At 42.1% G+C, this 16,829-nt stretch carries 16 protein-coding genes and 2 pseudogenes; 6 read left to right on the forward strand and 12 right to left on the reverse strand.

Annotated elements, in window-relative coordinates:
* The first annotated feature begins 285 nt into the window (after positions 1-285).
* Positions 286-567, forward strand: coding sequence for a CC/Se motif family (seleno)protein (locus CU633_RS17725; RefSeq protein WP_101661914.1), 282 nt, complete (start codon positions 286-288; stop codon positions 565-567).
* Between the two features lie 101 nt (positions 568-668).
* On the opposite strand, the gene CU633_RS22970 is transcribed toward CU633_RS17725, so the two are convergent.
* The 4 genes from CU633_RS22970 to CU633_RS17740 form a co-directional block, all read right to left on the reverse strand.
* Entirely contained in the window at positions 669-830 is a 162-nt protein-coding gene (locus CU633_RS22970) for a hypothetical protein (protein WP_180955021.1), read from the reverse strand.
* A 12-nt stretch (positions 831-842) separates the two neighbouring features.
* On the reverse strand, positions 843-3,257 hold the full coding sequence (locus CU633_RS17730) for a heavy metal translocating P-type ATPase (RefSeq protein WP_101661915.1): 2,415 nt from the start codon (positions 3,255-3,257) through the stop codon (positions 843-845).
* Positions 3,258-3,353: 96 nt separating this feature from the next.
* Positions 3,354-3,560 carry a copper chaperone CopZ gene (gene copZ, locus CU633_RS17735; protein WP_101661916.1) on the reverse strand — a complete coding sequence of 69 codons (207 nt, stop codon included), beginning with the start codon at positions 3,558-3,560 and terminating at the stop codon, positions 3,354-3,356.
* A 14-nt stretch (positions 3,561-3,574) separates the two neighbouring features.
* On the reverse strand, positions 3,575-3,919 hold the full coding sequence (locus CU633_RS17740; protein WP_101577888.1) for a metal-sensitive transcriptional regulator: 345 nt from the start codon (positions 3,917-3,919) through the stop codon (positions 3,575-3,577).
* 531 nt (positions 3,920-4,450) lie between these two features.
* On the opposite strand from CU633_RS17740, the gene CU633_RS17745 reads away from it, so the two are divergent.
* Both CU633_RS17745 and CU633_RS17750 read left to right on the forward strand, forming a co-directional pair.
* Positions 4,451-5,797 (forward strand): MATE family efflux transporter, encoded by a 1,347-nt coding sequence (locus CU633_RS17745; protein ID WP_101661917.1) that lies wholly within the window; start codon positions 4,451-4,453, stop codon positions 5,795-5,797.
* A gap of 81 nt (positions 5,798-5,878) precedes the next feature.
* Positions 5,879-6,043 (forward strand): annotated as a pseudogene (locus CU633_RS17750) (multicopper oxidase domain-containing protein); the annotation flags it as partial.
* 176 nt (positions 6,044-6,219) lie between these two features.
* Here CU633_RS17750 and CU633_RS17755 read toward each other — a convergent pair.
* Positions 6,220-6,657, reverse strand: a complete 438-nt coding sequence (locus tag CU633_RS17755) for a MarR family winged helix-turn-helix transcriptional regulator (RefSeq protein ID WP_101661918.1) — start codon at positions 6,655-6,657, stop codon at positions 6,220-6,222.
* Between the two features lie 155 nt (positions 6,658-6,812).
* Here CU633_RS17755 and CU633_RS17760 point away from each other — a divergent pair, with 155 nt between their 5' ends.
* Positions 6,813-8,321, forward strand: a complete 1,509-nt coding sequence (locus CU633_RS17760) for an ATP-binding protein (RefSeq protein WP_101661919.1) — start codon at positions 6,813-6,815, stop codon at positions 8,319-8,321.
* 304 nt (positions 8,322-8,625) lie between these two features.
* Complete coding sequence (locus CU633_RS17765) at positions 8,626-9,858, forward strand: MFS transporter (protein WP_101661920.1); 1,233 nt, start codon at positions 8,626-8,628, stop codon at positions 9,856-9,858.
* Between the two features lie 77 nt (positions 9,859-9,935).
* On the opposite strand, the gene CU633_RS17770 is transcribed toward CU633_RS17765, so the two are convergent.
* Complete coding sequence (locus CU633_RS17770; RefSeq protein ID WP_101661921.1) at positions 9,936-10,457, reverse strand: hemerythrin domain-containing protein; 522 nt, start codon at positions 10,455-10,457, stop codon at positions 9,936-9,938.
* A 194-nt stretch (positions 10,458-10,651) separates the two neighbouring features.
* Between CU633_RS17770 and CU633_RS17775 the strand changes: the two genes are divergently transcribed.
* On the forward strand, positions 10,652-10,990 hold the full coding sequence (locus tag CU633_RS17775) for a hypothetical protein (RefSeq protein ID WP_101661922.1): 339 nt from the start codon (positions 10,652-10,654) through the stop codon (positions 10,988-10,990).
* 854 nt (positions 10,991-11,844) lie between these two features.
* On the opposite strand, the gene CU633_RS17785 is transcribed toward CU633_RS17775, so the two are convergent.
* The 6 genes and pseudogenes from CU633_RS17785 to CU633_RS17810 form a co-directional block, all read right to left on the reverse strand.
* On the reverse strand, positions 11,845-12,129 hold the full coding sequence (locus CU633_RS17785; RefSeq protein WP_101661923.1) for a ferredoxin family protein: 285 nt from the start codon (positions 12,127-12,129) through the stop codon (positions 11,845-11,847).
* The gene (locus CU633_RS17790) at positions 12,129-13,424 is read right to left on the reverse strand and encodes an FAD-dependent oxidoreductase (protein WP_101661924.1); all 1,296 of its coding nucleotides are present in this window, start codon (positions 13,422-13,424) and stop codon (positions 12,129-12,131) included. The genes CU633_RS17785 and CU633_RS17790 overlap by 1 nt, the downstream gene beginning before the upstream one ends.
* On the reverse strand, positions 13,417-14,439 hold the full coding sequence (locus CU633_RS17795) for an electron transfer flavoprotein subunit alpha/FixB family protein (protein ID WP_101661925.1): 1,023 nt from the start codon (positions 14,437-14,439) through the stop codon (positions 13,417-13,419). Before CU633_RS17795 ends, CU633_RS17790 begins: the two co-directional genes overlap by 8 nt.
* A 38-nt stretch (positions 14,440-14,477) precedes the next feature.
* Positions 14,478-15,296, reverse strand: a complete 819-nt coding sequence (locus CU633_RS17800; RefSeq protein ID WP_101661926.1) for an electron transfer flavoprotein subunit beta/FixA family protein — start codon at positions 15,294-15,296, stop codon at positions 14,478-14,480.
* Positions 15,297-15,761: 465 nt separating this feature from the next.
* Positions 15,762-16,010: an aspartyl-phosphate phosphatase Spo0E family protein gene (locus CU633_RS17805; protein WP_257959003.1), complete on the reverse strand. Its 249-nt coding sequence runs from the start codon at positions 16,008-16,010 to the stop codon at positions 15,762-15,764.
* Between the two features lie 291 nt (positions 16,011-16,301).
* Positions 16,302-16,769, reverse strand: a pseudogene (locus tag CU633_RS17810) (cupin domain-containing protein); the annotation flags it as partial.
* Between the last annotated feature and the right edge of the window lie 60 nt (positions 16,770-16,829).

The following is a 16,829-nucleotide window of genomic DNA, read 5'->3' on the forward strand; positions in this document are numbered from 1 at the left end:
GGCTCAAAATCATGGAAATGTATTAACTGAATATTCTAACTACATTTATGCAACGCTAGTGATCAATAATATCAATAATAAATGAAGAATTTATGAAGATAGCAGCTATAAATCAAGCTATTTCGAAAACTTTCGAAAGAATGTTTTTACAAAATTAGTATTATTTATACTACTCTAGGTAGTTTTACAAAACAAATTAATCTAAAGCTTGAAAAATGCATTGCGAATTATGTAAAGGTGATGGCAAATCTGAATAAACCAATGGAAAGAATGGAGGGTAAATAGATGAATATTCAATTAGATGATGAAGCACACGCGTGGATTGAGTCCAAAGGAAAACATCTAACAGTAAAGACACTAGAGGTAAAAGGCTGTTGTGCCGCAGGCGTGCAAGAATTGCTTGCTATACCGGGAAAACCAAAGGATATTCAAAAATATAATGAATTCATAGTGAACAATCTTTCTATATTTATTCAAAAAAACATTGGAATCAAAGATAGACTGGAACTAAAAATATCCGGGTTTGGTTTTTTTAAATCTATTGTCGCCAAAGGTTTTCTGGAATAGTTCCAGTTTAACTGATATAAACAAAAACAGACCCCTGTTCGTTAACAGGGGCCGATTTTAAGAAAGAACAAGTTCACAACCCGAAAAGAACAGATCTGTTATTAATGTTCTTCCGCTTCTTTTCCGTCTGTTTGATCTCTATGTTCCATCTCTTCGTTATGATCAATATTTTCGGAATCAGCTTGAGTAAACGAGGCATACACATAATATACGCCCAGGACAACGATCAGGTATACGAGTGCTGATAAGGCCCATTTTTTCATATGATAGACTCCTTATAATTTTACTCTTTGTAAGCGCAATGCGTTTAGGACAACGGATACAGAGCTGAATGCCATTGCCGCTCCGGCGAGCCATGGTGCCAAAAATCCCAATGCGGCGACCGGGATGCCGAGCGTATTATAGCCGAATGCCCAGAACAGGTTTTGCTTAATGTTGCGGATCGTTTTCTTGCTCATAAAGATTGCATCGGCAATGCTGTTAAGGTCCCCGCGGATTAACGTAATGTCTGCCGCTTCCATCGCAACATCCGTTCCTGTTCCGATCGCCATCCCGATGTCGGCAACCGCGAGTGCTGGAGCATCATTGATTCCGTCTCCGATCATTGCCACCTTCTTGCCCTGTTCCTGAAGCTTCTTCACTTCTTCGGCTTTTCCTTCCGGCAATACTTCGGCGATTACATTGTTAATGCCAGCCTGTTTGGCGATCGCTTGGGCAGTCTGGTAGTTATCGCCGGTGATCATAATGACCTCCAGTCCCATCTCTTTTAAGCGCTTAACCGCTTGTGCAGAGGTTTCTTTAATTGTGTCTGCGACAGCGACAATTCCCGCATAAACGCCGTCTATAGCTGTCAGCATTGCAGTTTTACCTTGCTTCTCCAGACTGTCCATTTGCGGTAAAACATGCTCGATTTCCACATTGTACTTTTTCATCAATCGGCGTGTCCCGATAAGAACTTCTTTTCCATTAACAACCGTTTTGATACCATAGCCAGGGATTGCCTCAAACTCATCTACGTCTTTAAGGCTGATATTCTTTTCTTTAATCCCGTCTACAATGGCCTGGGCAAGCGGGTGTTCAGATTGCTTTTCAGCAGAACCGATAAGCGCCAAAAATTCAGCTTCTTCCCGGTCTGTGATGATATCAGTCAGAATCGGAGTACCATTCGTGATCGTACCTGTTTTATCAAGGATGACGGTATCGATCCGGTGCGTCATTTCGAGATGCTCTCCACCTTTAAAAAGAATTCCGTATTCGGCAGCCCGGCCGGACCCCGCCATGATTGAAGTTGGCGTTGCGAGCCCCAGTGCGCATGGACAGGCAATGACAAGAACGGCGATTAAGATTTCCAAGGCGGCGGCAAAGTTTCCGGGAGAAACCCACAAATACCAAATCAAGAAACTGATAATCGCAATGCCGACAACAATCGGAACGAAAATACCGGAAATCGAATCGGCTAATCGCTGAATAGGTGCTTTTGACCCCTGTGCTTCTTCAACCACTTTAATGATTTGCGCAAGTGCCGTATCTTTTCCGACTTTTGTTGCTTTTATTTTAATAAAACCATTTTTGTTAATCGTGGCACCGATAACGGTGTCACCGACTGTTTTATCTACCGGCAGACTTTCCCCGGTAATCATTGATTCATCAAGAGCGCTGCGGCCTTCAAGAATTTCCCCGTCGACCGGGATTTTTTCACCGGGCTTTACATACAAAATATCACCCGTGACTACTTCTTCAAGCGGAATTTCTTTTTCAACACCATCGCGCAGGACGGTTGCCGTTTTTGCCTGCAGGCCCATCAGCTTTTTGATCGCTTCTGACGAACGGCCTTTTGCTTTCGCTTCGAACAGTTTCCCAAGAATAATTAATGTAATCAAAATGGCACTTGTTTCAAAATAAAGACCAACCGAATGGGCGTTGTTTCCGATCGTTTCTAAAGCAAGGTATACACTGTAAAAATAAGCGGCCGATGTACCAAGTGCGACCAGCACATCCATATTGGCGCTCTTATTTCTAAGCGCTTTATAGGCGCCGACATAAAATTGCTTGCCAATATAAAATTGTACCGGTGTAGCCAATGCCATTTGCACCCATGGATTCATTAATGCATCAGGAACATAAAGGAAAGAAGTGAAGCTGAAATGGCCGACCATTGCCCAAAGAAGCGGAAGCGATAAGATGAGTGAAAAAATGAACTTCCCCTGCTGCTTTTCAATTTCCTTCAAGCGGTGGTCGACTGCCTCTTTTTCGTTTTCATCACTTTTCACGCTGGCCCCGTAACCAAGCTTTTCAACCCTTTCGATCATCTCTTTAGGTGAGACAATGGACGGATTGTATTCGACAGATGCTTTTTCTAAAGCCAGGTTGACATTTGCCTTGATGATCCCGTCTTGTTTATTCAAGCTTTTTTCAATTCTTTGCGCACAAGCGGCACATGTCATGCCGGTCAGGTTCAATTCAGTTTTTTCTGTTACGACATCATAGCCGAGATCTCTGACTTTCTTTTGGATATCAGCAGCTCCCATCGCGGACCCGTCAAACTTTACTGTCGCTTTTTCGAGGGCAAGATTCACGTTTGCATCTTTGACGCCTTCCATTTTCTTTAAACCTTTTTCAATGCGGATCGCGCAGGCGGCACATGTCATGCCGGTTATTTGAAATTGGCTTTCCAGAACTTTTTCACTCATAGCAAAAACTCCTTATACCTGTATAGGGTATATTTTTATAAAAAAGAGAGCGTGCTATTTCTAGCACGGTTCTCTTTACTTTTATAGTTCACAAACTTAGTTTACATCATAGCCTTGATCATCGATTGTTTCTTTAATTGTATCAAGAGTCACTTCATTTGCGTTATATTCAACATCTACTTTACCAGTTTCAAGGTGAACTTTCACATTGGAGACACCTTTTAATTCTCCGACACTGCCTTCAATAGCTTTTACGCAGTGACCGCAAGACATTCCTGCTACATCCAATGTTACCTTTTCCATTCTAATCGTCTCCCTTATTTTTTCATTAATCTTTGAATAGTGACAAGGACTTCATCCAGTACTTCCATGTCACCTTCCTGGATTCTTTCGACAACACAGTTTTTCAAATGGCCTTCCAAAAGAATTTTTGCTACGCTGTTCAAGGCGGATTGGGTAGCTGAGATTTGCGTAATGACATCGTCACAATACGTATCTTTTTCAATTAACCCTTTAATCCCGCGAATTTGGCCTTCAATCCGGTTTAAGCGTGTTACCATATTTTTCTTTACGGCTTCGGAATGATGGCTTTTCCGGCCGCTTGCAGCAGTGCAGCATTCTTCTTCTGTTAGGAGAGGATCATTTTCTAATTCATTTACCATGGTAACTCCCTCCTTGTTTTTCATTATATTATACCCCGGTAAGGTATGTAAAGAGTTTAGGCTCTGTTTTTTGTGAACGTTTTTTGAAGTTTTTTGAGTTTAAGTAAGTTAAAAATTTCTTGAATTATGGAGCGGTTCACGTTTTCTTCCCATATTGACCGCATAAATTATTATTTGTTCAGTGGCAGATATCATTCATTTGGTTAAACACCCAAAAGGTTAAATCATTATAAAGCAGAGTTTTAAAGAAATTGTGAAGAAATATTTTGTAGCTTTTATCGAGTAAATTAATGTTACCTGTTAACTCAGATTTTTATGAAAAAAGTTTTTCCTTGGACTTGATGCAATCTCTGTTTTCTTCAAAAATTCTATATTAACTAAACTATCTTTATAGATTTCTGCAACTTTTTTTCGTATCATCACAATATTAGCAACTTGAATGTACCTATAGAAAAGTGAGCCCTTAATGCTTAAATGTGATTATGAATGAAAAAATGATATTCAAAATGTGACAATGAGGAAGTGACTAGCTTGCCAGCCCTTGAAACTATTGAAGAACAAACTGCCAAACAAAAAATAATGATGATCCTCTCTTTAGCAGTTCCGGCCATGATTGAAAATATTTTACAAACAGCCGTTGGATTTATCGATACTTTATTTGTTGCAAAACTCGGCCTGAATGAAGTGACTGCGGTTGGTGTTGCCAATACCGTTTTAGCTGTCTATATTGCTATTTTTATGGCGATTGGTGTGGGAACATCTTCTCTCATTGCAAGAAGTGTGGGTGCCGGGGATTTCGATAAAGCAAAATCGATCGCAACGCAGTCCAGCTGGATTTCCTCTATGGCAGGAATTTTATTTGGAATTATTGCTTACTTTTTTGCCGAACCTTTGCTTAAAGTGATGGGAGCAGAACCTCAGGTGTTAGCAGATGGAGTCACTTATTTCCGTATTGTGGCTGTACCCTCCATATTCATTTCACTCATGTTTATTTTCGGAAGTATCCTGAGGGCATCCGGAGACACAAAAACCCCGATGAAAATCAGTGTCTGGATCAACATCATCCACATTGGACTGGATTGTATATTGATTTTTGGTTTATGGGGATTTACGGGTTTAGGCGTTGCAGGAGCAGCCTGGGCAACTGTTATTGCAAGAATAATCGGTACGATAGCTCTATATCGTTACATAAAAAAATCAAAAATTGATTTTTCAATTTTTCAAAATACTTTTAGGGAAGCTAAACAATTTATATCACCCATCTTAAAACTTTCAACCCCAGCTGCGGTCGAACGCCTTATTATGCGGTTAGGTCAGGTCCTATACTTTGGTTTAATTGTACGAATCGGAACAGAAACATACGCAGCCCATACTATCGCCGGGAATATTGAAACCTTTTCCTATATGCCCGGTTATGGATTGGCTGTGGCCGCAACCACATTAGTTGGCCAAAGTATTGGGGCAAAACGTGAACAGGACGCATACAAGTATGGGATGTTAACTGCCGGGATAGCCGTTCTATTTATGTCCATGATTGGCTTTTTGTTATTTTTCCTGTCACCCTGGATGGCAACCTGGTTCACGACTGATCCAAATGCGGTTCATATGGTCGTGACAGCATTGAGAATAGACGCTTTTGCCCAACCTGCTTTAGCCGTTGGTTTGGTGTTGGCTGGTGCTTTACAAGGAATGGGCGATACAAAAAGTCCAATGTACAGTACAGCGATTGGCATGTGGGTGATTCGGGTTGTCGGAGTTTATGTTTTGGGAATCCAGCTTGGAATGGGTATAGCCGGGATTTGGTTATCGATTGCAATAGACTTGTTTGTTCGTGCAATTTACTTGTTCGTCAGGTTTAGAACTCATTTCAAAAAATAATATTGCTTAAAGAGCCGAAATTTCTTTTAAAGAAAAATCGGCTTTGTTTAGAATTATTGACCAATTTTACCTTCACCAGATGGTGATGAATACGTCGTTGCTTTTAAAGCGGATAACCCGGGAAACTGGCTTTTCCATTGCCATGACCTGCACCATGCTACGGCAGGAATGGTAAACGTAGTGAAATACGATGGCTACCAGCCAAACTTCACACCAGACCCTGATGCGAATAATAAACCTGAATAATTACGAAAACAGCGGCAGTGTTTATGCGGCCGCTGTTTTTATATTGGTCACTCTTCACTTTGTTGAATTTCATTTGCGTAACGCCTTGTTTTCAGGTACAACCCGAATTATTTGAGCACAAAAAAAGACTGCCTCCAGTGACAATCTTAAAAAACTCTTTCATGCGGAACCCGTAGTTAATATTTCGCCACGGGCAATCCGATTTTTTTTAGCAATTCGATTGCTGTTGCTTTTTCCTCTTCGGAAAGAACATCCATAAGCTCATGGATCCTTGCTTCGTGTTCGGGAAAAATCGCCTCGATAAATTCTTTGCCTTTTTCCGTAATAATCGCATACGTAACCCTGCGGTCATTCGGACAAGCGGCACGATTTAAAAGGCCTTTTTGTTCAAGCTTGTCGACTACATATGTGATGCTTCCGCTTGCAAGCAGAATTTTTCCGCCTATTTGCTGGAGCGGCTGCTGGCCTTTATGGTATAAAAGCTCCAGAACAGCAAATTCAGTCGGGTTTAATCCATTCGCCTGGATTGATTTATTGACCTGCTCATTAATCGCTTTATATGCCCTGGAAAGCACAATAAATAGCTTTAAGGATTGGTTAACTTCGTCATTCATGTAAAATCTTCCTTTATAAAAAAATATCTCGACTTCAAAATAAATTATAGAAAAGATTCGGAATGGTGTCAATGAATCCAGATAAAGGCATAGTCCGAAATACCTTCATTAATGGTATAATTGATGACTATAAGCGGTTAAAAATAGAGGTGTCTATGCAAAAATCGAAAAAAAATGCATTGTTATATTTGCTGATTGTGATACTGCCGAGTGTTTTAGGAATATTTTTACAAACATATAATCTGGTCCAGAGAGATTACGAACGTCAAAAGACTCATGCCGAGTGGATTGCATCGATCCATCAAAGGACCTGGGACCAGCTAATATCTGAAACCGTGACCAGTCTCGATATTATTTCCATAACTGCAAATAATATGATCGATTCCCCGCAAGAAATAAAACCATTGCTCCAGCAGGTACAGCAAAAAGACCCGCGCTATGGAGGCCTTTATTTGCTGAACGAAGAAGGAAAGGTCATTACCGGCTCTCATTCGCTGCTCGATGATGCTAATTATTCCTCAATGGAGTATATTCAGACAGCGATTAAAACGAAGGATACGGTTATATCGAACCACCAGGAAACACTTCACAACGATCAAACGGTGATCGGCCTGGCTACGCCCGTGCTCAATGAAAGAAATGAACTGAGTTCGATACTTGTTGCCCATTTAAGGGTTGATTATATTGAAAATGTCATGAAAGTATTGACTCCGGATACAAATCTTTTAATTGTAAATGGACAAAGCCGCATTATTATGAATTTGAATGGATCTGACAGTAAAGGCTCACCTCCAAAAGAGTGGCTGACAATACCAATTGAGCGGCTCCCATGGAGCATTAAAGCGGAAATTCCGGGCTTTGACTGGAAGAATGCAGGAATGGAACTGGCCGCATTAATAGCCGGGACCCTGGTTTTCTTCCATATTCTCTTCATTCTGGTTAAGTACTACCTGTTAAAAAAACAATCAGCAAAAGAAAAAGCGCAAATTGAAGCACAAAAGCTTGAGCTGGTCGGCTCACTCGCAGCCAGTACTGCCCATGAAATCCGCAATCCCCTTACAGGTATTAAAGGGCTTGTCCAGCTATTAGCCGAAAAATACCGGGAACCGAAAGACCTCTACTACTTTTCTATCATCGATGAAGAGATCAACCGCATTAATGAAATCGTCAGTGAATTTTTGATCCTGGGCAAACCGACCGCGCAAAAGAAAGACATTATCGATATAAGGTCGGTTTTTACCGAGCTCAAGCCGCTCATTTCTTCCGAAGCAAATCTTCACAACATCCGATGTTCCTACCATTTCCCAAACGAGCCAATGCCGGTTGAATGTGCAAAGGACCAAATGAAGCAGGTAATCTTGAATCTCATAAAAAATGCTTTCGAATCGATGAAAAATGGCGGCGATCTTAAAATTAATGTGTTGCAAGAACGGGAAACTTGCAATATAGAAATTATTGATACCGGTTCAGGCATTTCTGAAGAAGCACTCAACAAAGTCTTTGATCCTTTTTATACATCAAAGGATACGGGAACAGGCCTCGGTCTTGTGATTTGCAAAAAAATAATCCAATCTTTTAACGGCACGATACACATTACCAGCAAAGAACAGCATGGTACAAAAGTCGTCATTACACTCCCGTTAGCTTTAGCTAAAAATGAATAAACGAAAGAGCATTGTGGTATGAACCCGATGCTCTTTCGTTTAAGCAAATGTTTCTACAGATGGAGAACTGAACGATTATCTCATTGCCATTACAATTAATCTCTGTTTCATGTTTGCTTCGTCCGATTGTACTCTTTTTTTCAATTTAAAAATATCCTTTCAAAGTTATGCGGAATTTAATTTCGGGATTAGAAACAAAATCGTTTTTAAACGATTCAAAATCTTGTAATATAGAAACAGAAGAAAGAATCAATAAACCGTATTTTTAAAAAAACTGAAAACATTCATCAATAAGGAGTTAACCATGGGCCAATCTGCAATCGCTGCAAGCATGTCACCACGTGATCGTGCGGCTACTTCGTACAAAATATTAATTATAATCGGAATTTGCCACTTATTGAATGACTCGCTCCAGGCTGTTGTTCCAGCGATGTTCCCGATCCTGGAAAGATCGATGGGGCTCAGCTTTACGCAGCTTGGCTTGATCGCTTTTTCTTTGAACATTGTATCGTCAATTATGCAGCCGCTCGTCGGAATGGCCACGGATAAAAAACCGATGCCCTTCGCCCTGCCGATCGGGCTTTCCTTCACGCTTTTCGGCGTTCTTGGCCTTGCTCTTGCACCCCGGTTTGAATTGGTTGTCGTGTCCGTCTTGTTTATTGGCCTTGGATCTGCTGTTTTCCATCCGGAGGGATCACGCGTCGCTTACATGGCCGCCGGGGCACGCCGCGGGCTTGCTCAATCGATTTACCAGGTTGGCGGCAATTCAGGCCAGGCGCTCGCCCCGCTCATTACTGCTGTAATTCTTGTCCCGCTCGGCCAAATCGGTGCTGCCTGGTTTACATTAGTTGCAGCCGCCGCCGTCGGATTATTGATCTATATTGCCAATTGGTATTCCGGCATGCTTGCAGTTGAACGTTCTTTTAAAAGCAAGCAAAGCGGCAAAAATAGCACAGTTGGGAACGGAATCCGCAAAGGTGTCTGGATTTCACTGTTGCTGATTTTGTTTCTAATCTTTGCCCGCTCCTGGTATATTTCCGGAATCACCAATTTCTATGCATTTTACGCAATCGAAAAATATACGCTGTCAATTAAAGAATCGCAGCTTTTCCTGTTTGCTTTCTTAATTACCGGTGCAATTGGCACATTTTTCGGGGGACCGCTTGCCGACCGTTTTGGCAAGAAAACGATTATTTTAGTTTCGATGATCGCCACCGCCCCGTTATCATTGCTGATCCCGTTTGTTCCGCCCATTGCCGCATTCTTGCTGCTGGCTTTAAGCGGACTGCTTCTGATGTCGAGCTTTTCCGTCACGGTTGTTTACGCCCAGGAGCTCGTGCCGGGAAAAATCGGGACAATGGCTGGCTTGACGGTCGGCCTGGCATTTGGAATGGGGGCGCTTGGATCGATCGGGCTCGGCTATTTGGCCGATCTCATCGGGCTTACGCAAACGATCATTTTCACCGGCTTTCTTCCATTGCTCGGCGTGCTGGCCTTCTTCCTTCCTTCCGATCAAAAGCTGGAGCAGTGGAATTAAGGAATATATGCTCATCTTCGGATTTGGCATAAAAAAGAAAACAGGATAGGAGGAAAAGTCCTTCTACCCTGTTTTTATTATGATTGAACCCTTGCATACAGTAATTCTTTTTCTTCCTCAGAAAATAAATTCTCCGCCATCGGATACAGCACATTTTCTTCTTTTGTGAAGTGGTCCACTAATATCGAATAGGCTCTTCTTATTAAGGCCGTACATGAATACATGTCCTCTGTTGATAATGGACTATCACCCTTTGTTTTGCTGAGAAAGCCGCCAATCATCGATTTTGCCTGGTCATGTTCGTATTCCATAACGGCAATTGGTCCCATCCCCTTGCCAATATAAGCTTCCATCATTTTAAACAGAATATTTTCTTCTTTTTCTGAGTGGGCCTCAAGCTTATCAAAAAATGCTTTCACCTTTCCGGTTAAAGTCGCAAATACAGCCTGTTTTTGGTCTGAGTCTTCAACTTGATTGGATAGCTCCACAAGCTCCTCCAGCATTTTAATCAACGGCGGATGTTCTTCCTTTAGTAAGGCCAATCCTTGTGACAGCGCCACCAGCTTTCGGTTTGAAAAAGCACCCATACAACCATCCATCAACAATCTCTCCTTCGACAATTACAGTTATTATCATTAGTATAAGCAGCCGTTTCTCTACAAGTTGTGATGCTAATCACAATGTCGAATTGGCCAAACTATTTTTCGAAAAATTTTAACAAATAAGTTGCTAATTTTTATTGATTTTCACATATAATAAAAGCAAGTAAAAGTAAAGAAATGGAGGGATTATAGTGATACATGAAAATTATCGGGACTTTTACCAGAAATCGTTAATACAAATTGGACCCGAAGACTTAAACTCTTTAAAGGAAACCCTTCCGATTTCCGGAGACAAAATCACCCACTGGCTCATCGCCTTGGAAGGTGAACCGGATCAGAAAAATTATTACCAATGGAAAGTAGCAGTATATCCCGCAGACGGCGAGGGAAGCTTCGATTGGTCGCGCCGTTTTTACACCTCAGCGGATTTTAACTGCTTCCATAAAGCTTGTGACTTCGCCCGGAGTCTTGAGCAAAATGGAAAAAACGATAAACTCTCCTCATTAAACCCGTTTGAACAAATAAGCTAACCTCTAATCCATTCCTTCCCCTCTTTTTCGAGACGTTTGTGAAGTTACATACATATAGTGGGAAACTTATAATCATTCAAATTGTGAAAAACTTTTTTGATTCCTTACATACTCTTCAACCGGGATCTTGCAAAAGCCCGATATTGTTGTGCGCAATGCAAGCAAATTTGTGCACATCTTTGAATGGGAATCAGGAAACCTTAAACATTCGTTTCCACAAAGCTCACAAATATGGGCACATAATTCGGCAACTGACTTTTCCAAATAACTGTTTCTTGCGATTAATTTCGCTGACTATGTGCATATATCTGCACAATCACGCAATAGAAGCAGTTGGTTTCTTCTGGCATGAACATCGCTCATTCGCAACACCATAGTCCCCATATGTTCACAAGTTATTTCACAATCATGGATTGTCTTCACCAAACCCATGTGTTCCATATGAGTAGATTTAAAATTCGCATAATCCATACTTTGCATAGCATTTCCTCCCCAATTTTGTTATTAGCAGTAACAGTCGTATCATATGGTTTCCGCATTCACCAAGTGTGGGTAAATGCCCAGGAAATGTTTGCATATTTTCTGCAAATTTACTGCATGAAATTTACTGATTGCCACATGCGGTATAAAGAACATAAAATGTTTCCCTTAAAGATATGATTAAGTTTTAAGTCTCAGTGATAATCTAGCTACAACAATACGGAAAAGTTACCCGCACATCAGGCGCAATCCCTACTTAAAACTGCAGTGAACAATAAAAAACAAGTCGAGAATTTTATAAACAATAAAAAACGATGCCTCAGGATGAGCATCGTTTTTTGCCTTAAGTTATGAAGCTGGATTGGTTTTATTCGCTATGCCAGTCGAAACACAATACCGTGTCCGCCCTTCGGATATTCCCAGTGGATATTTTGGTATGGACAGCCGATCCGGCAGCTTCCGCATTCATGACATCCCTCGTAACCGACTTGCATCCTTGTCCCTTCCCATTTATAAACCTCGGCAGGGCAGAAAACGGTACAAATTTTATCCGGGCATTTTGTCATGCAAATATCATGGTCCATGACCGTCAAATGGGATTTTGTATCACACTTAAAGCGAATCAAATACTGTTTCTCTTCAATCGTTTTTGTGGACATTATTTCACCGCCTTCCAGGCACGATAAATGTCTTTCAATACATTAAATGTTCCTTTTTCGCTTCTGACACTGCGGATAATTTCTTTCTGCTTATCCCTTTTTGGGGTTCCGTCAACAGTAAACATTTTGCTTGCGGCCCGGTTCATCATCGGAACGTATTCACGCAAATATTGTGGATGGTGTTCAAAGATGTGGGTTGCATCCTTATATTTTTCCAAATCTTTAATAATGAAGCTGTTATAAAGGGCTTCCCGATATTTATTTAAACTGGATTCGCTGAAATCATTTCGCTTCTTTGCTTCAACGATAGCCTCAGCCGCCATTTTCCCGGAAGCCATTGCCATATTTGAGCCTTCACGATGGATGGCATTCACAAGCTGCGCTGCATCCCCGACAACGACAACACCGTCTCCGGCTACTTTGGGAACGGAATGATACCCGCCCTCCGGGATTAAATGCGCCAAATATTCGACGGATTCCCCTCCCTCCAGATAAGGCGCCACCATTGGATGATTTTTTAAATAGTCAAGCAGGTCATAAGGCTTTAATTTGGCTTTAATCATGCTTGACAGGGTGGTTCCGACACCAATATTCAAGCTTTCTTTATTCGTATACAAAAATGCAGTCCCCAAATTTCCCTTTGTTGAATCACCGAATATTTCAATCGTACAGCCCTGGTTTTCTGAAAGGTTAAAACGGTCATTGATCTTTTCCTTTGGGAGATTAATGACTTCCATCACGGTCAGGGCCACTTCATCAGGGCGGAATTCCTTATGGAAACCGAGCTGCTTTCCGAGCAGTGAATTGACACCGTCGGCAAGCACGACAACATCGGCGAACACTTCTCCATCCGGGCGGTCTGTCCGGACACCGATCACTTTTCCGTTTTCAACAATACATTCTGTCACGACCGTTTCCGTGATAAGCAGGGCGCCCGCGTCGACCGCCTTTTGGGCAAACCACTGGTCAAATTGGGCCCGCAGAACTGTAAAATTATTATATGGCTCCATTCCCCATTCGAGACCTTTATAGCCAAAAGAAACAACCGATTCTTTATCCATCATCCAAAAACGCTGTTCAACAACCGGTCTTTCCAAAGGGGCTTCCTTCCAAAACTCAGGAATAATCTCTTCCATTTGTTTTCGGTACAGGACACCGCCCATGACGTTTTTGCTTCCCGGGTATTCTCCCCGTTCAATCTGCAAAACGTTTAAACCGCTCTTCGCACACGTATAGGCACATGCTGTTCCAGCCGGCCCGGCTCCGACAACAATTACATCAAATTTTTCAGGCATAACTGATTTCACCGCCCTTTTCTTTTGTCAGCTGTTTAAACTGGTTGATTAACTCAGGAACGATGACATGCGCATCCCCAACGATTCCATACGTCGCGACATCAAAAATCGGCGCTTGCGGATCCTTATTAATCGCAATGATGAATTCGGAATTTTTCATGCCGACAACATGCTGGATCGCCCCTGAAACGCCGATTGCAAAATAAATTTTCGGCGTTACCGTTTCACCTGTCTGGCCGATTTGCTGTTGATGGGGCAGCCAGCCTGCTTCAACTACGTCCCTTGTTCCGCCAACGCTGGCACCAATCGTTTCTGCCAGCTCATGGATCAGCTGAAAGCCTTGAAGGTCGCCCATCCCTTTTCCTCCGCATACAATAACATGCGCTTCCGACAGGCTTGCCGTTTTTGTTACTTCCTTCACAATTTGCAGCACTTTTGTGCGCATATCTTCTTCCTTGATCGAGATTTGTTCCTCAATGATCTTGCCTGTTCTTGATGGGTCCTGCTCCAGTGCTTTCATGACCTTTGGCCTTACGGTTGCCATCTGCGGGCGGTGCTTTTTACAGAGAATCGTCGCCATAATATTGCCTCCAAAGGCCGGCCGGCTTGCTTCGAGCAGCCGCTTGTCGACATCGACATCGAGCATCGTTGTATCAGCAGTTAACCCTGTGCTTAAATCGGTGGCGACTGCGCTTGCCAGATCTTTGCCGTTCGGTGTTGCCCCGTACAGGAAAATCTCCGGTTTGTATTTTTCAGCAAGGAGAATCACTCCCTGCATATACGATTCAGTCCGGTAATTCTTTAAAACCGGGTTATCAATGACGTATACTTCGTCTGCCCCGCAGGAAATGACTTTCTGGCAGAGCCCTTTAATTCCATCTCCCAGCAGCACCCCTGCGAGCGGTACTTCGAGCTTATCGGCAAGTTTTCTTCCGGCACCGAGAAGTTCCAGGGAAACTCCTTCAATGATGCCTTCGTTTTGTTCAATAAAGACCCAGACACCTCTATGTTCCATTTATTACAGGCCCCCTCGCCATTTTTTATTTTGAAAAGTTAAGCTTGTACTTTGAATAACCCTCTTTTATCTGCCAGGAGGTCCATCAATTGTTTTACCTGAGCATCCGGTGTGCCTTCAAGCCGTTTCCCTCCTTCAGGCTTTGGAGGCGAAAACATTTTGCCGACAATCGTTGGTGATCCCTTCAAGCCGAGCTGTGTCCTATCCACATCCTCCAAATCGTTCACCGCCCAGATAACCGGCTCATACCTCGCTGCTTTCAGCATATTCGGAAGCGGTGCATATTCGATTTCGTTTATTTCTTTTTCCACTGTGAGCAGGCATGGCAATTGAGTCTGAATTAATTCGTAGCCATTGGAGAGCTTTCTTTTGATCAATACGGTTCTTTCCTTCGTGTTTACTTCCGCTACTTCAATGACATTTGTTACGGGAGGTATATCCAATCTTCGGGCAATTCCAGGCCCTACCTGCCCGGTGTCTCCATCAATTGCGTGTTTTCCGCAAATAATGAGATCGATCGGCTCCTCCTTTGATATTCGTTCCAGGGCTTTCGACAATGCATAGCTTGTTGCGAGCGTATCTGCCCCCGCGAACGCTCTGTCAGAAATCAAATAGCCCCTGTCAGCGCCGATTTCAATGCTTTTTTTAATAACGGCAGTCGCCTGGGGCGGACCCATTGATAAAACGGAAATGGTACCGCCTGTTGCCCTTTTAATCCGCGCTGCTTCCTGGACAGCATGCGCATCATATGGATTTAGAATTGCCGGGGCGCTGCGGCGGTCGAGTGTGTTCGTTTTCGGATTGATTTTGATAATTTTTGTATCTGGAACTTGCTTGACACAGACGACAATATGCATAAAGATCATTCCCTCCCTTTTTGTAAAAGCCTACAGAAAGCGCTTTCCTTATAAAATTTATAAAATGCTCTGTATTACGATATATGAATCGCAACACAGGCATAGTACAAACAAATAAAAACAATCCATTCGAATAACGTTAAAATCCGAGTATAGCTTTCTGGCTGCTGTGCTATGGAATGAATGTCGTTCTGGAGAAGTTCAGAAGCTGAATGGCAAACGAATTAATAATAAAAATCAATTGGAAATCAAAATAACCTTAGTATTACTATAAAAAATATTCCCAGATAAACAATGACAAAAATCACATCCGAACGATTTTTTGTAATAATTAGCTTTGATATTTCATATAATATGAGTCTTACAGGGATAAGGACACTTTTATGGGAGAAGTGCCCATTCGGAGCTTTCCATCCGTCCTTAAATCAAGCATGATAAAAGGGACCTGAAATGGTCCCTTTTACGTTAGATTAGTTTACATATGGGGGTGAGGGCTTTCGGCCAGACGATCATATGTTTATAGGGTAATCTGCTTTCTTCCCAGCCCTTCTCCCCCTTATGTATTTTAATCTGGTATTGGTAAATAAGCTGATCAAGCTCTTCACTGCAGCGAATCGTTTCTTCACTTGTAAAGCCGTTTCTTGTTGCACTTTCAATCATGCACTGTCGTTTCCTTTGGATTTCTTCCAGCAGTTTGTTTCCGTTCTGATACAAAGTTTAACCTCCTAATCCTACCCCTTAGCTTTCCGGTCCGGTATTTTCCTCCGGTCTCTCTACAATTTTTTGTATACTGAAGAATTATTACAGGAATTTCTAGTATTGTAAATAGATTCGCAAAATTAGACAAAAAAATTTTCTTAATTACTTACTTTCGACAAAAATCCATTCGGACTATGATCATTTTCGACAAATTTTTCTTGATGTCATTTGAGTGCATCAGACGCAGGGTTTTATTTTAAAATGAAAACAGCCCCCGCCGCAAAAATGCGGGGGAGCTGCTTGATTTTAAGAATTGATCTCCTGTTTTTCGTAGATCGGCACCCAGCCTTCAGTGGTGACAAATATCCGTACCGCGACCACTTTCCTGTCGTCTTGAAGCGTAAAGTAATGACGGGTATTTTCAGGTACGGAAATCAGGTCGCCCGGGTTAAGGAAAACTTCAAAAAATTCGCCGTCTTTTCCCTGGATGATAAATACTCCGTGCCCGCTTACAATAAAGCGGACTTCATCATCTGTATGGTGGTGCTCCTGCTGGAAGTTTTGCAGAAGCTGGTCAAGATTCTGCGTGCTCTCAGAAAGGGAAATGACATCCTGTGCTTTGTATCCCCTGCGGGCTGAAATATCGCTGATTTCATCCTTAAACGCTGCTAAAATTTCATTTTTCTCTTCGTCAGACAACAGAAATTTTTCGTGGAGATGCGCTGGAAGCTTGTTGATGTTCCAATTCTCATAAATTACTTCCTGGCTTTCCAGACGTATTGTCAAAAATTAAATATATAAATCAAGCAAATACATTGATATCAGAGGGTTTAT

The organism is Bacillus sp. V3-13 (assembly GCF_002860165.1).
Taxonomy (GTDB): domain Bacteria; phylum Bacillota; class Bacilli; order Bacillales; family Cytobacillaceae; genus Bacillus_BJ.